Genomic DNA, 15,510 nt, shown 5'->3' on the forward strand with positions numbered 1-15,510 from the left:
AGGGTGGTCTTGCCGTGGTCGACGTGACCGATGGTGCCGACATTCACGTGCGGCTTGTTGCGTTCAAACTTTGCCTTTGCCATTTTCTTTGGCTCCTCTATATGGGCATAAAACGGCCGGACCCTCGGGTCCGGCCGTCATTCACTTATTCGCCAGCGCTGCGCTTGGCGGTGTACTTGGTGATGATCGCGTCAGCGACGTTCTTCGGGGTTTCGGCGTACTTGCCGAACTCCATGGAGAACGTGGCACGACCCTGCGACATCGAGCGCATGTCGGTGGCGTAGCCGAACATTTCCGACAGCGGCACTTCGGCGCGGATGGCCTTGCCGCCACCCGGCAGGTCGTCCATGCCCTGCAGCGCGCCACGGCGACGGCTGAGGTCGCCCATGATGTCGCCCATGTAGTCTTCCGGCGTTTCCACCTCGACCTTCATGATCGGCTCAAGCAGGACCGGATTGGCATCCATGAAGCCCTTCTTGAAGCCCATGCTGGCCGCGATCTTGAACGCCATTTCGTTCGAGTCGACGTCGTGGTAGGAGCCGTCGTACAGCGTGGCCTTGATACCCACGATCGGGTAGCCGGCGAGCACGCCGTTGGCCATCTGCTCCTGGATGCCCTTGTCGACAGCGCCGAAGTATTCCTTCGGCACGGTGCCGCCAACGACTTCCTCGACGAACTCGTAGTCCTTGCCTTCCTCGTTGCCGTAGATCGGCTCGAGCTTGAGCAGCACGTGGCCGTACTGGCCGCGGCCACCGGACTGACGCACGAACTTGCCTTCGGCATCGACGGCCTTGCGGATGGTTTCGCGGTAGGCCACCTGCGGCTTGCCGATGTTGGCCTCGACGCTGAACTCGCGACGCATGCGGTCGACGATGATGTCGAGATGCAGTTCGCCCATGCCGGAGATGATGGTCTGACCGGATTCTTCGTCGGTGCGCACGCGGAAGGACGGGTCTTCCTTGGCGAGACGGCCGAGCGCGGTCGACATCTTTTCCTGGTCGGCCTTGGTCTTCGGCTCGACGGCCACCGAGATCACCGGCTCCGGGAACTCCATGCGCTCGAGGGTGATGATCTTGTTTTCGTCGCACAGGGTGTCACCGGTAGTGACATCCTTGAGGCCGACGCAGGCGGCGATGTCGCCGGCACGGATCTCGGTGATTTCCTCACGCTGGTTGGCGTGCATCTGGAGGATACGACCGATGCGCTCCTTCTTGCCCTTGACCGGGTTCCAGACCGCGTCGCCCGACTTCAGCACGCCGGAGTAGCAGCGCACGAAGGTCAGGTTGCCGACGAACTTGTCGTTCATGATCTTGAACGCCAGCGCCGAGAAGGATTCGTCGTCCGAGGACTGACGCTCGCCTTCGCTCTCGTCCTTGTCGTCCAGGATGCCCTTGACCGGCGGCAGGTCGTTCGGCGCCGGCAGGTACTGGATGACGGCGTCGAGCATCTTCTGCACGCCCTTGTTCTTGAACGCGGTGCCGCACAGCATCGGGTGGATCTCGCCGGCCAGCGTACGGATGCGGATGGCCTGGTGGATCTGCTCTTCGCTGAGGTCGCCGTTCTCCAGGTACTCGTTCATGAGCTCTTCGGACGCTTCGGCGGCGGTCTCGACCAGGTTGGAGCGCCACTTCTCGCACTCGGCCTGGAGGTTGGCCGGGATGTCACGCTCTTCGAACTTCATGCCCTGCGAGGCTTCATCCCAGTAGATGGCCTTCATGGTGATGAGGTCGACGACACCCTCGAAGTTTTCTTCGGCACCGATCGGCACGACCAGCGGAACCGGGTTGCCACCCAGACGCACCTTCATCTGCTCGACGACGCGGAAGAAGTTGGCACCGGTACGGTCCATCTTGTTCACGAAGGCGAGACGCGGCACCTTGTACTTGTTGGCCTGGCGCCACACCGTTTCCGACTGCGGCTGCACGCCACCGACGGCGCAGTAGACCATGCAGGCGCCATCGAGCACGCGCATGGAGCGTTCGACTTCGATGGTGAAGTCGACGTGACCCGGGGTGTCGATGATATTGATCTGGTGCTTGTCGAACTGGCTGGCCATGCCCGACCAGAAGCAGGTGGTGGCAGCGGACGTGATGGTGATGCCACGCTCCTGCTCCTGCTCCATCCAGTCCATGGTGGCGGCGCCGTCATGGACTTCACCGAGCTTGTGATTGACACCCGTGTAGAACAGGATGCGCTCGGTGGTCGTGGTCTTGCCGGCGTCGATGTGCGCCGAGATACCGATGTTGCGGTACCTGTTAAGCGGGGTAGTTCTTGCCACTGGAAATTCCTCGGGCCGGGATTAGAAACGGTAGTGGGCGAAAGCCTTGTTGGCCTCAGCCATGCGATGCACGTCTTCGCGCTTCTTGATCGCAGCACCCTTGCCTTCAGCGGCATCGAGCAGCTCACCAGCCAGACGCAGCGCCATGGTCTTCTCGGAACGCTTGCGTGCGGAGTCCACCAGCCAGCGCATGGCCAGGGCAGTACGACGGGAGGGGCGTACTTCCATGGGCACCTGGTAGGTGGCGCCACCGACGCGGCGGGCCTTCACTTCGACCATCGGGCGCAGCTTCTCGAGCACGGTCTCGAAGAACTCGACCGGGTTGCCCTTGTTCTTTTCCACGATGCGATCAAGCGCGCCGTAGACAATGGCTTCCGCGGTGGACTTCTTGCCCGACTCCATCACCTGGTTCATGAACTTGGCGAGGGTGGTGCTGCCGAACTTCGGATCCGGCAGGATTTCACGTGCTGCGACTACTCTTCTTCTTGGCATGATGCTATGAACCTTTCATTAAGCTTCAGGGTTGTCCGGGACTGACTCGACATGAGCGCCCGGCCTTACTGCGTCCGGAAATTACTTCTTCGGACGCTTGGCACCGTACTTGGAGCGCGACTGCTTGCGGTCTTTCACGCCGGCGCAATCGAGCGAACCACGAACGGTGTGGTAACGCACACCCGGGAGGTCCTTGACACGACCGCCACGGATCAGGACCACGCTGTGCTCCTGCAGGTTGTGACCTTCACCGCCGATGTAGGAGCTGACTTCGAAACCCGAGGTCAGACGCACACGGCAGACCTTGCGGAGCGCCGAGTTCGGCTTCTTCGGGGTCGTGGTGTAGACGCGGGTGCAGACGCCGCGACGCTGCGGGCTGCCTTTCAGTGCCGGGACGCCGGACTTTTCGACCAGCGCCTGGCGACCCTTGCGGATCAATTGGTTGGTAGTTGCCATAGTGGCTCTTTCTCTCCCGTTGTAAAAACGCAACCGAAAAAAGGGCCGGAAAGGCCCCTTTTTCAGGGTTGCGCATTCTATGAGCAGCCGTCGCCCCCGTCAAGGAAGGCGCAGGCTGCCCGTTTTCGCCTCAGCCCTCGAAATTGAGCGCTTCGGACAGTGCCTGCTCGACATCGGCGGCGCTCGGACCCTGAGCCTGGGCCTGGGCATCCAGTCGCTGCTGACGACGCTGGGCGTGATAGGCGAAACCGGTGCCGGCCGGAATCAGGCGGCCGACGACCACGTTTTCTTTGAGGCCGCGCAGGTCGTCTTCCTTGCCGGTCACGGCGGCTTCGGTCAGGACACGCGTGGTCTCCTGGAAGGAAGCGGCCGAGATGAACGACTCGGTCGACAGCGAGGCCTTGGTGATACCCATGAGCACGCGCTCGTACTGGGCCGGGAACTTGTCGGTGCCGTTCAGCACCTCGTTCTCGTCCAGCACGCGGGCCAGCTCGATCTGCTCGCCCTTGATGAAGGAGCTGTCGCCGGTCTCGGTGACTTCCACCTTGCGCAGCATCTGGCGGATGATCACCTCGATGTGCTTGTCGTTGATCTTCACGCCCTGCAGACGGTAGACGTCCTGGACTTCGTTGACGATGTAGGTCGCCAGCGCGGTCTCGCCCTTGAGGCGCAGGATGTCGTGCGGGTTCTGCGGGCCGTCGGAGATGACTTCGCCGCGCGACACGCGCTCGCCTTCGAAGACGTTGATCTGACGCCACTTCGGAATCAGCTCTTCGTAGACTTCGCCACCATCGTCCGGGGTGATGATCAGGCGGTGCTTGCCCTTGGTCTCCTTGCCGAAACTGACCAGGCCGCTCTTCTCGGCGAGGATGGCCGGCTCCTTCGGCTTGCGGGCTTCGAACAGGTCGGCCACGCGCGGCAGACCGCCGGTGATGTCACGGGTCTTGGACGATTCCTGCGGAATACGGCCGACGACTTCACCAACGCCGACGTTGGCATTGTCCTGCAGCGCGGTGATGGAGCCCGGCGGCAGGAAGTACTGCGCCGGCTGGTCCGTGCCTTCGATGTTGATGACGTTGCCCTTGGCATCGACCAGGCGCACGGCCGGACGCAGGTCCTTGCCGGCCGCCGGACGGTCCTTGGGATCCAGGATTTCGATGTTGGTGAGACCGGTCAGCTCGTCGGTCTGGTGACGCACGGTGATGCCGTCTTCCATGTCGACGAACTTCACGCGACCGGCCTGCTCGGTGATGATCGGGTGGGTGTGCGGATCCCAGGTGGCGACGATCTGGCCACCCTTCACTTCCTGCCCGTCGACCACGCTGATCACGGCACCGTACGGCAGCTTGTAGCGCTCGCGCTCGCGGCCGCGGTCATCGGCGATGCCGATCTCGCCCGAACGCGACACCGCGACCAGATTGCCGCTGCTCTGCTGCACGGTCTTGATGTTGTGAAAACGCACCTTGCCGTCGTTGCGGGTCTGCACGCTGGACACGGCCGAGGCACGGCTCGCGGCACCACCGATGTGGAAGGTGCGCATGGTGAGCTGGGTGCCCGGTTCACCGATCGACTGCGCTGCCATGACGCCGATGGCTTCGCCGATGTTGACGCGGTGGCCGCGGGCCAGGTCACGGCCGTAGCACATGGAGCAGACGCCGAAACGGGTGTCGCAGGTGATCACCGAGCGGGCGTAGACTTCGTCGACACCGGCCAGTTCCAGCTTTTCCACCCACTTTTCATCGAGCAGGGTGCCGGCCTGAGCCAGCACTTCCTCGGTACCCGGCTTCAGCACATCCTTCGCGGTCACACGGCCCAGCACGCGCTCGCGCAGCGGCTCGACGATGTCGCCGCCTTCGATCAGCGGGGTCATCAGCACGCCGTGCTCGGTGCCGCAGTCGTTCTCAGTCACCACCAGGTCCTGGGCCACGTCGACGAGGCGACGGGTCAGGTAACCGGAGTTCGCGGTCTTCAGCGCGGTGTCGGCCAGACCCTTGCGGGCGCCGTGGGTCGAGATGAAGTACTGGAGAACGGTCAGGCCTTCACGGAAGTTCGCCTTGATCGGCGTTTCGATGATGGAGCCGTCCGGCTTGGCCATGAGGCCGCGCATGCCGGCGAGCTGACGGATCTGGGCGGCGGAGCCACGGGCACCCGAGTCGGCCATGATGTAGATGGAGTTGAAGGACTTCTGCTCCTGCGCGGAGCCGTCCTTCGCCGTGACCTTCTCGGTCGACAGGTTGTCCATCATCGCCTTGGCGACGAGCTCGTTGGTGCGCGACCAGATGTCGACAACCTTGTTGTAGCGCTCGCCCTTGGTCACCAGGCCGGAAGCGAACTGCGACTCGATCTCGCGCACTTCTTCTTCGGCGGCATTGATGATCTTTTCCTTCTCGGCCGGAATCACCATGTCTTCCATGCCGACCGACACGCCCGAGTAGGTGGCTTGCGCGAAGCCCAGGTACATGAGCTGGTCGGCGAAGATCACCGTGTCCTTCAGGCCCAGCACGCGGTAGCAGCTGTTGAGCAGGCGCGAGATGTTCTTCTTGGTCATGGCCTGGTTGATCAGCGCGAAGGGCAGGCCCTCCGGCACGATGTTCCAGAGCAGGCAGCGGCCCGGCGTGGTGTCGGCGAGGAACTTGCGCTCGACCTTCTCGCCGTCATCGTTGATGGTGACTTCGCGCACGCGGACCTTGATCTTGGCGTGGATTTCCACCGCCTTGTTGGCCAGCGCGCGGGTGACTTCGGCGAAGTCGGCGAAGACCATGCCCTCGCCACGCGCGTTCACCTTGTCGCGGGTGATGTAGTACAGGCCGAGCACTACGTCCTGCGACGGCACGATGATCGGCTCGCCGTTGGCAGGCGACAGGATGTTGTTGGTCGACATCATCAGCGCGCGCGCTTCCAGCTGGGCTTCCAGCGTCAGCGGCACGTGCACGGCCATCTGGTCACCGTCGAAGTCGGCGTTGAAGGCGGTACACACCAGCGGATGCAGCTGGATGGCCTTGCCTTCGATCAGCACCGGCTCGAACGCCTGCAGACCGAGACGGTGCAGGGTCGGGGCGCGGTTGAGCATGACCGGATGTTCGCGGATCACGTCGGCGAGGATGTCCCAGACTTCCGGGGTCTCGCGCTCGACCATCTTCTTGGCGGCCTTGATGGTGGTCGCCAGGCCCTGGGCCTGCAGCTTGCCGAAGATGAACGGCTTGAACAGCTCGAGCGCCATCTTCTTGGGCAGACCGCACTGGTGCAGACGCAGCGTCGGGCCCACGGTGATGACGGAACGGCCGGAGTAGTCGACGCGCTTGCCGAGCAGGTTCTGACGGAAGCGGCCCTGCTTGCCCTTGATCATGTCGGCCAGCGACTTCAGCGGACGCTTGTTGGTGCCGGTGATGGCACGACCGCGACGGCCGTTGTCGAGCAGGGCATCGACCGCTTCCTGCAGCATGCGCTTTTCGTTGCGCACGATGATGTCCGGCGCGCTCAGGTCGAGCAGGCGCTTGAGGCGGTTGTTGCGGTTGATGACGCGACGATAGAGGTCGTTCAGGTCGGAGGTCGCGAAGCGGCCGCCATCCAGCGGCACCAGCGGACGCAGGTCCGGCGGCAGCACCGGCAGCACGGTCATGACCATCCACTCCGGCTTGTTGCCGGAGTTGAGGAAGGACTCGACCAGCTTCAGGCGCTTGGACAGCTTCTTGAGCTTGGTTTCCGACGAGGTGGCCGGAATCTCTTCGCGCAGGCGCACGACTTCGCCTTCGAGGTCGATGTCGGCGAGCAGGGCCTGGATGGCCTCTGCGCCCATGCGGGCGTCGAACTCGTCGCCGTGCTCCTCGAGCGCGGTGTAGTACTCCTCGTCATTGAGGAGCTGACCCTTTTCCAGCGTGGTCATGCCGGCGTCGATGACGACGAAGCTTTCGAAGTAGAGCACGCGCTCGATGTCACGCAGGGTCATGTCAAGCAGCAGGCCGATACGCGACGGCAGCGACTTCAGGAACCAGATGTGCGCGGTCGGCGAGGCCAGCTCGATGTGACCCATGCGCTCGCGGCGCACCTTGGCCATGGTGACTTCGACGCCGCACTTCTCGCAGATGACGCCGCGGAACTTCATGCGCTTGTACTTGCCGCACAGGCACTCGTAGTCCTTGATCGGGCCGAAGATCTTGGCGCAGAACAGGCCGTCACGCTCCGGCTTGAAGGTACGGTAGTTGATGGTCTCCGGCTTCTTCACTTCGCCGAAGGACCAGGAACGGATCATGTCCGGCGAAGCCAGACCGATGCGGATGCGGTCGAACTCTTCGACCACCTGACCCTGGTTGCGCAGTTGGCTGAGCAGATCTTTCAAGGCAATTCTCCCAAAGCAACTTGTGGGGGTGGCGCCGCCGGCTCTCGACCGGGGCGCCACCTCTCGTCAGGCTTACTCGTTGTCCAGTTCCATGTTGATGCCGAGCGAACGGATTTCCTTCACGAGCACGTTGAAGGACTCCGGCATGCCCGGATCCATGCGGTGATCGCCGTCGACGATGTTCTTGTAGACGCGGGTACGACCGTTCACGTCGTCCGACTTCACCGTCAGCATTTCCTGCAGGGTGTAGGCGGCGCCGTAGGCCTGGAGCGCCCAGCACTCCATTTCCCCGAAGCGCTGGCCGCCGAACTGCGCCTTGCCGCCCAGCGGCTGCTGGGTGACGAGCGAGTAGGAACCGGTCGAACGCGCGTGCATCTTGTCGTCGACGAGGTGGTTCAGCTTCAGCATGTACATGTAGCCGACGGTCACCTGGCGGTCGAAGCGCTCGCCGGTACGGCCGTCGTACAGCCACTGCTGACCGTTCTCGTTCTGGCGCGCCAGCTTCAGCAGCGCCTTGATCTCGGACTCGTGGGCACCGTCGAACACCGGGGTGGCGATGGGCACGCCGCCGCGCAGGTTCTGCGCCAGCGCGGTGACTTCGTCATCGCTCAGCGAGGAGATTTCCTCGTTCTGGCCACCGACCTGGTTGTAGATCTGGTCGAGGTACTTGCGCACCTCGGCGACCTTGCGCTGCTCGTCGAGCATTTCGCCGATGCGCTGGCCCAGGCCCTTGGCGGCCCAGCCCAGGTGGGTCTCGAGGATCTGGCCCACGTTCATGCGCGACGGCACACCGAGCGGATTGAGCACGATGTCGACCGGCTCGCCGTGTTCGTCGTGCGGCATGTCCTCGACCGGCATGATGATCGAGACCACGCCCTTGTTGCCGTGGCGGCCGGCCATCTTGTCGCCCGGCTGGATGCGGCGCTTCACGGCCAGGTAGACCTTGACCACCTTGAGCACGCCATGGGCGAGGTCGTCGCCGGTGGTGATCTTGCGCTTCTTGTCTTCGAACTTGGCTTCGATGTCGGCCTGGCGGTCGGACAGGAAGGCCTGCGCCTTCTCCAGCTGCTCGGCGATCAGGTCGTCGGCCGGACGCAGCTCGAACCACTTGGCCAGCTCCAGACCGTCGAGGTCCTCGGCGGTGACCACGGCGCCCTTCTTCAGGCCGGCGCCACCGTTGACCTTCTGGCCGACCAGCGCCGAGCGCAGACGCGCGGACGTGGCCTCTTCGAAGATGCGGTACTCTTCCTTCAGGTCCTTGCGGTAGGCGTCGAGCTGTTCCTTCTCGATGGCCTTGGCGCGGGCGTCCTTCTCGATGCCGTCGCGGGTGAAGACCTGCACGTCGATGACCGTGCCCTTGGTGCCGGACGGCACGCGCAGGGACGAGTCCTTCACGTCGGAAGCCTTCTCGCCGAAGATCGCGCGCAGCAGCTTCTCTTCCGGCGACAGCTGGGTCTCGCCCTTCGGCGTGACCTTGCCGACCAGGATGTCGCCGGCGTTCACTTCGGCACCGATGTAGACGATGCCCGACTCGTCCAGCTTGGACAGCGCGGCTTCACCCACGTTCGGGATGTCGGCGGTGATTTCCTCGGCGCCCAGCTTGGTGTCGCGCGCGATGCACGACAGCTCCTGGATGTGGATCGAGGTGAAGCGGTCTTCCTGCACCACACGCTCGGAGAGCAGGATGGAGTCTTCGAAGTTGTAGCCGTTCCAGGGCATGAAGGCGACGCGCATGTTCTGGCCCAAGGCCAGCTCGCCGAGGTCGACGGACGGACCGTCGGCCAGGATGTCGCCGCGTTCGACCACGTCACCGACCTTCACCAGCGCGCGCTGGTTGATGCAGGTGTTCTGGTTGGAACGGGTGTACTTGGTCAAGTTGTAGATGTCGGCACCGGCTTCGCCGAGCACCACCTCCTCATCCTTGACGCGGACCACAATACGGGCGGCATCGACATAGTCGATCACGCCACCACGGCGGGACACCACGCAGACACCGGAGTCACGGGCGACGTAGCGCTCCATGCCGGTGCCGACCAGCGGCTTCTCGGAGCGCAGGGTCGGAACGGCCTGACGCTGCATGTTCGAACCCATGAGGGCGCGGTTGGCGTCGTCGTGCTCGAGGAACGGGATCAGCGACGCGGCGACCGAGACCACCTGACGCGGCGACACGTCCATGTAGGTGACCTTCTCCGGCGCCATGACGGTGAATTCGTTCTTGTGACGCACGGCCACGAGGTCACCGGCCAGGAAGCCCTTGTCATCCATCAGCGAGTCGGCCTGGGCGATGACGTGCTCGGCTTCCTCGATGGCGGACAGATAGACGTAGTCGTCGGTGACCTTGCCGTCGATCACCTTGCGGTACGGCGACTCGAGGAAACCGTATTCGTTGGTGCGCGCGAAGCTCGACAGCGAGTTGATCAGGCCGATGTTCGGACCTTCCGGCGTTTCGATCGGGCAGACACGACCGTAGTGGGTCGGGTGCACGTCACGGACTTCGAAGCCGGCGCGCTCGCGGGTCAGACCGCCCGGGCCGAGAGCGGAGACGCGGCGCTTGTGGGTGATTTCCGACAGCGGGTTGTTCTGGTCCATGAACTGGGACAGCTGCGAGGAGCCGAAGAACTCCTTGATCGCGGCCGACACCGGCTTGGCATTGATCAGATCCTGAGGCATCAGGTTGTCCGATTCGGCCATGGACAGGCGTTCCTTGACCGCGCGCTCGACACGCACCAGGCCGACACGGAACTGGTTCTCGGTCATTTCGCCGACCGAGCGGATGCGACGGTTGCCGAGGTGGTCGATGTCATCGACCTCGCCCTTGCCGTTGCGGATGTCGATCAGCGTCTTCAGCACATCGACGATGTCATCACGCGACAGCACACCATCGCCGAGGTCGTTGCTGCGACCCAGTCGACGGTTGAACTTCATGCGGCCGACGGCCGACAGGTCGTAACGCTCGGCGGAGAAGAACAGGTTCTTGAACAGGTTCTCGGCGGCGTCCTTGGTGGGCGGCTCGCCCGGACGCATCATGCGGTAGATTTCGACCAGCGCTTCCAGTTCGGTGCGGGCCGGATCGGAACGCAGCGTGTCGGAGATGAACGGACCGCGGTCCAGGTCGTTGGTGTACAGCACGTTGAAGGTCTTGATGCCGGCCTGGCCGACCTTCTTCAGCAGGTCGTCGGTGACGATGGTGTTGCACTCGGCGATCACTTCGCCGGTGGCCTCGTTCACCAGCGCCTTGCTGGTCACCTTGCCGAACAGGTACTCGGCCGGGATGTCGAGCTGGGTCAGACCAGCCTTCTCGATCTCGCGGATGTGACGGGCGGTGATGCGGCGGCCCGACTCGACGATGACCTTGCCCTTGTTGGCGATGTCGAACAGCGCGGTTTCACCGCGCAGGCGCTCGGCCACCAGGTCCAGCTTGAAGCCGTCGGCGTCGAGGTGCACGGTGCTCGACTCGAAGAACATGTCGAGCATTTCTTCCGAGCTGTAGCCCAGCGCGCGCAGCAGGATGGTCGCCGGCAGCTTGCGGCGGCGGTCGATGCGCGCGAACACCAGGTCCTTCGGGTCGAACTCGAAGTCCAGCCAGGAGCCGCGGTAGGGAATGATGCGGGCGTTGTAGAGCAGCTTGCCCGAGGAGTGGGTCTTGCCCTTGTCGTGGTCGAAGAACACGCCCGGCGAGCGGTGCAGCTGCGACACGATGACGCGCTCGGTACCGTTGATGATGAAGGTGCCGTTCTCGGTCATGAGCGGGATTTCGCCCATGTAGACTTCCTGCTCGCGGATGTCCTTGATCGTCTTCACCGAGGCTTCCCGGTCATAGATGATCAGGCGGATCTTCACGCGCAGCGGGGCGGCGTAGGTCACGCCGCGCAGGACGCACTCGCGGACATCGAACATCGGCGTGCCGAGGGCGTACTCGACGAACTCGAGCGCGGCGTTGCCGGAGTAGCTGACGATCGGGAACACCGAACGGAAAGCGGCCTGGAGACCCAGGTCCTCACGCTGCTTCGGGCCTTTGCCATCCTGCAGGAAGGCCCTGTAGGAGTCCACCTGAATGGCCAGAAGATAGGGCACATCCATCAGTGCCGGGAGCTTGCCGAAATTCTTTCGGATGCGTTTCTTCTCGGTGTAAGAGTATGCCATCTGGGTCCTCAACTTGTGCTTGAGCCTCGTGAAAAGGCGTCACCTCAGTGTTGCAAAGTGACGGCCTGAGAAGCCGCATCCCGGCTGCTCAGGTCGTCACTCGACACATCCGTCATGCATCAGGCCTGCGCCGGCCCGTCATAACGGAAAAAGGCCGGAGGCTCTACGAGCCTCCAGCCGTGCAGCGCATCGGGCCATGCCCGCGTCGCATTGCCAAGTGATTACTTGACTTCGACGGTCGCGCCAGCTTCTTCCAGCTTCTTCTTGATGTCGGCAGCCTCGTCCTTCGACACGGCTTCCTTGACGGCCTTCGGAGCGGCTTCGACCAGGTCCTTGGCTTCCTTCAGGCCCAGACCGGTCAGTTCGCGCACGACCTTGATGACGGCAACCTTGTTGCCACCGAAGCTGGTCATGACGACATTGAACTCGGTCTGCTCTTCGGCAGCGGCGGCGGCGCCGGCACCCGGAGCAGCGGCCACGGCCACGGCAGCGGCGGACACGCCGAACTTCTCTTCGATGGCGGTGATCAGTTCGACCAGCTCCAGAACAGTGTATTCGGCAACGGCATTAACGATATCTTCTTTGGACAGAGCCATTTTCAGTCTCCCGATAGGGTTTCAATAGGTGTGGATTTCAAGCGGCGATCAGGCGGCTTCTTTCTGTTCCTTCACCGACGTGAGCAGTCGGGCGAACTTCGAGATCGGGGCCTGGAGCACCGAAGCCAGCATGGTCAGGGCCTGCTCGCGGTTCGGCAGCTTGGCGACGACATCGATGTCCTTCGCGCCATAGAGCTTGCCGTCGATCGACAGGGCCTTCACGGCCAGCGGAGCCTTCGGATTGTCCTTCAGGAAGTCCTGGAAAATGCGGGCGGCAGCGCCCATGTCATTTTCGGACTGCGAAAGGGCAATGATCGTCGGACCGACAAAAGCGTCGGCCAGCACTTCGAACGAAGTGCCGGCAACCGCGCGACGCAGCAGCGTGTTGCGGACGACGCGCAGGTAGACGCCCTTGTCGCGGGCCTGGGTGCGCAGCTGGGTCAGCTGGCCCACGGTCAGGCCGCGGTAGTCGGCGACGACTGCAGCGAAAGCACCGGAAGCGGCCTTGTTCACCGCTTCGACGATCTCTTTCTTGTCTTCGAGTCGCAGAGTCACTGTAACCTCCTTAACTTAGTTTCATCGGCGGCATGATGCCGCCGACCCCATTTGCAGCTCGCGCTGCGCGCGGGGGTCACAGAGCTCTTCAGCTTGAAACCACACCGCGTCTGCCCAGGCTGTTGTTTTAAGCGGAGTCACCGGCTGGCCGGGCCCCGCGCCTGTGGTCTTTGACGCTCGCCCGCGAACGGGCGATTTCAAAGTCCGGTGCGCCTGCGCCGCCAAGGCGGCGAGGACGCGAATCTTTCAGCCCCGCTCAGACCGCCAGGGTCGACAGGTCGATGGCCAGGCCCGGGCCCATCGTGGTCGACAGGGTGACCTTCTGCAGGTACACGCCCTTGCTGGTGGCCGGCTTGGCCTTCTTCAGGTCGGACACCAGCGCTTCGACGTTCTGGCGGATGGCATCGGCGGTGAAGCCGAGCTGGCCGACGGCGGCGTGGATGATACCGCCCTTGTCAACGCGGTAACGCGCCTGACCGGCCTTGGCATTGCGCACGGCGCCTGCCACGTCCGGGGTCACGGTGCCGACCTTCGGGTTCGGCATCAGGCCGCGGGGACCGAGCACGGTACCCAGCTTGCCGACCACGCGCATGGCGTCCGGCGAGGCGATGACGACATCAAAGTCGAGGTTGCCGGCCTGGATCGACTCGGCCAGGTCATCGAAACCGACGACGTCGGCACCGGCGGCCTTGGCGGCTTCGGCATTGGCGCCCTGGGCGAACACGGCGACACGCACGGTCTTGCCGGTGCCGGCGGGCAGCACGGTGGCGCCGCGGACGACCTGGTCGGACTTGCGCGGATCAATGCCGAGATTCACGGCGACATCGATCGATTCCTTGAACTTGGCCGGCGGCAGCTCGGACAGCAGGCCCACGGCCTCTTCGATGCTGTACAGCTTGCCCGGGACCAGCTTGGCCTTGATGGCGGCCTGACGCTTGCTCAGCTTTGCCATGATCAGACTCCTTCCACATCCAGACCCATGGAGCGCGCCGAACCAGCGATGGTGCGCACGGCAGCATCCATGTCGGCAGCCGTCAGGTCAGGCTTCTTGAGGGTGGCGATTTCTTCCAGCTGGGCGCGGGTGACCTTGCCCACCTTCTGGCTGTTCGGACGCGGCGAGCCGCTCTTCAGGCCGGCGGCCTTCTTGAGCAGGAACGTGGCCGGCGGGGTCTTCATCACGAAGGTGAAGGAACGGTCGGAGTAGACGGTGATGACGACCGGGATCGGCTGGCCGACTTCCATCTTCTGCGTGGCGGCGTTGAAGGCCTTGCAGAATTCCATGATGTTCACGCCCTTCTGACCGAGAGCCGGACCGATGGGGGGCGACGGGTTTGCCTTGCCTGCAGGAACCTGCAGCTTGATGTAGGCATCAATCTTCTTTGCCATTTTCTGCTCCGTGGGTACAAGCGCCTCGCGGCTCCCCAAGTTCAGCCATGCGGCCTATCCGCATGACGAAACGACACCTGCCTGCGCAGGCGTCGCGACACCTCAGACCTTTTCGACCTGGGTGAATTCGAGCTCGACCGGAGTCGAGCGACCGAAGATCATCACCGCGACGCGGAGACGACTCTTCTCGTAGTTGACCTCTTCCACGGTGCCGTTGAAGTCCGCGAACGGACCGTCATTGACACGCACCACCTCGCCCGGCTCGAACAGCGTCTTCGGACGCGGCGCATCGACCGTGGTACGGATGCGGTTGAGAATGACATCGGCCTCGCGATCGGTGATCGGGGCCGGCTTGTCAGCCTTGCCGCCGATGAAGCCCATGACCTTCGGGCATTCCTTCACGAGATGCCAGGTGGCATCGTTCATTTCCATCTGGACCAGCACGTAGCCCGGGAAGAACTTGCGCTCGGTCTTGCGCTTGACGCCGTTCTTCATTTCGACCACATCTTCGGTCGGCACCAGGATCTCGCCGAACTGGTCTTCCATGGCCGCCAGGCGGACACGCTCCTGGAGGGAACGCATGACCTGCTTTTCAAAGCCGGAATAGGCGTGCACAACGAACCAACGCATGCTCACTGATGGCCTCCCGTCAACCAATTGCCGCAGAAATGAGGAAGCCGAACAGCGAGTCCATGCCCCACAGCAGCAGCGACATGACCAGCACGACGACCAGCACGATCAGCGTGGTCTGCCAGGTTTCCTGCTTGGTCGGCCACACCACCTTGCGCACTTCGACCTGGGCCTGCTTGAGCAGATCCAGGAAGGAGCGCCCCTGGGACGTCACGAACGCGACCACCAGCGCCAGAGCACCCAGGCCGACCATCAGCAGACCGCGCAGCAGGCCGGACAGCTCGGGCAGGAGGCGGTTGACCAGCGTGGCGGCAATCAGCAGCGCCACGACAACCACCCACTTGACGGTGTTGGCCGGATCTCGGACCGTTTCGACCGGTGTCGTCATAAAATCAGACTCTCAGACACGACAAAAACGCGTTTCCGCGCCTTGAATATGGCAGGCCAGGAGGGACTCGAACCCCCAACACCCGGTTTTGGAGACCGGTGCTCTACCAATTGAACTACTGGCCTGTAGAACATTGGCCCGGCAGCCTGTCGGCAGCCGGGCCACATTTTCCCGCCTCAGGCGAAGATCTTGGCGACGACGCCGGCGCCGACGGTGCGGCCGCCTTCACGGATCGCGAAGCGCAGACCTT

13 protein-coding genes and 1 tRNA gene are annotated in these 15,510 nt (G+C 63.4%); all 14 read right to left on the reverse strand.

The window, feature by feature from the left end:
- Nucleotides 1-83: GTP-binding protein (locus C5O18_RS01405; protein ID WP_001029591.1), on the reverse strand; the 83-nt coding region annotated here is incomplete at its 3' end.
- Between the two features lie 62 nt (nucleotides 84-145).
- Nucleotides 146-2,278 carry an elongation factor G gene (fusA, locus tag C5O18_RS01410; protein ID WP_105191095.1) on the reverse strand — a complete coding sequence of 711 codons (2,133 nt, stop codon included), beginning with the start codon at nucleotides 2,276-2,278 and terminating at the stop codon, nucleotides 146-148.
- A 21-nt stretch (nucleotides 2,279-2,299) separates the two neighbouring features.
- Nucleotides 2,300-2,770 carry a 30S ribosomal protein S7 gene (gene rpsG / locus C5O18_RS01415; RefSeq protein WP_105191096.1) on the reverse strand — a complete coding sequence of 157 codons (471 nt, stop codon included), beginning with the start codon at nucleotides 2,768-2,770 and terminating at the stop codon, nucleotides 2,300-2,302.
- Between the two features lie 81 nt (nucleotides 2,771-2,851).
- Nucleotides 2,852-3,226 carry a 30S ribosomal protein S12 gene (rpsL, locus tag C5O18_RS01420; protein ID WP_105191097.1) on the reverse strand — a complete coding sequence of 125 codons (375 nt, stop codon included), beginning with the start codon at nucleotides 3,224-3,226 and terminating at the stop codon, nucleotides 2,852-2,854.
- Nucleotides 3,227-3,356: 130 nt separating this feature from the next.
- The gene (rpoC, locus tag C5O18_RS01425) at nucleotides 3,357-7,562 is read right to left on the reverse strand and encodes a DNA-directed RNA polymerase subunit beta' (protein WP_105191098.1); all 4,206 of its coding nucleotides are present in this window, start codon (nucleotides 7,560-7,562) and stop codon (nucleotides 3,357-3,359) included.
- 72 nt (nucleotides 7,563-7,634) lie between these two features.
- Nucleotides 7,635-11,705: a DNA-directed RNA polymerase subunit beta gene (gene rpoB / locus C5O18_RS01430; protein ID WP_105191099.1), complete on the reverse strand. Its 4,071-nt coding sequence runs from the start codon at nucleotides 11,703-11,705 to the stop codon at nucleotides 7,635-7,637.
- A gap of 221 nt (nucleotides 11,706-11,926) precedes the next feature.
- Nucleotides 11,927-12,301, reverse strand: coding sequence for a 50S ribosomal protein L7/L12 (gene rplL, locus C5O18_RS01435; RefSeq protein WP_105191100.1), 375 nt, complete (start codon nucleotides 12,299-12,301; stop codon nucleotides 11,927-11,929).
- Between the two features lie 48 nt (nucleotides 12,302-12,349).
- Complete coding sequence (gene rplJ, locus C5O18_RS01440; protein ID WP_105191101.1) at nucleotides 12,350-12,856, reverse strand: 50S ribosomal protein L10; 507 nt, start codon at nucleotides 12,854-12,856, stop codon at nucleotides 12,350-12,352.
- A 256-nt stretch (nucleotides 12,857-13,112) separates the two neighbouring features.
- Complete coding sequence (rplA, locus tag C5O18_RS01445; RefSeq protein ID WP_105191102.1) at nucleotides 13,113-13,808, reverse strand: 50S ribosomal protein L1; 696 nt, start codon at nucleotides 13,806-13,808, stop codon at nucleotides 13,113-13,115.
- A 2-nt stretch (nucleotides 13,809-13,810) separates the two neighbouring features.
- A complete protein-coding gene (rplK, locus tag C5O18_RS01450; RefSeq protein WP_105191103.1) occupies nucleotides 13,811-14,242 on the reverse strand; it encodes a 50S ribosomal protein L11 in 432 nt (143 codons plus the stop codon).
- 102 nt (nucleotides 14,243-14,344) lie between these two features.
- Entirely contained in the window at nucleotides 14,345-14,872 is a 528-nt protein-coding gene (nusG, locus tag C5O18_RS01455) for a transcription termination/antitermination protein NusG (RefSeq protein WP_241146697.1), read from the reverse strand.
- Nucleotides 14,873-14,891: 19 nt separating this feature from the next.
- Nucleotides 14,892-15,260, reverse strand: coding sequence for a preprotein translocase subunit SecE (gene secE, locus C5O18_RS01460; protein ID WP_105191105.1), 369 nt, complete (start codon nucleotides 15,258-15,260; stop codon nucleotides 14,892-14,894).
- A gap of 49 nt (nucleotides 15,261-15,309) precedes the next feature.
- A tRNA-Trp gene (locus tag C5O18_RS01465) sits at nucleotides 15,310-15,385 on the reverse strand.
- A 51-nt stretch (nucleotides 15,386-15,436) separates the two neighbouring features.
- On the reverse strand, nucleotides 15,437-15,510 hold a 74-nt coding region (locus C5O18_RS01470), incomplete at its 5' end, for an EF-Tu C-terminal domain-related protein (RefSeq protein WP_432315770.1).

It is taken from the genome of Amnimonas aquatica (genome assembly GCF_002943415.1).
GTDB classification, from domain to species: Bacteria; Pseudomonadota; Gammaproteobacteria; order Pseudomonadales; family Moraxellaceae; genus Perlucidibaca; species Perlucidibaca aquatica_A.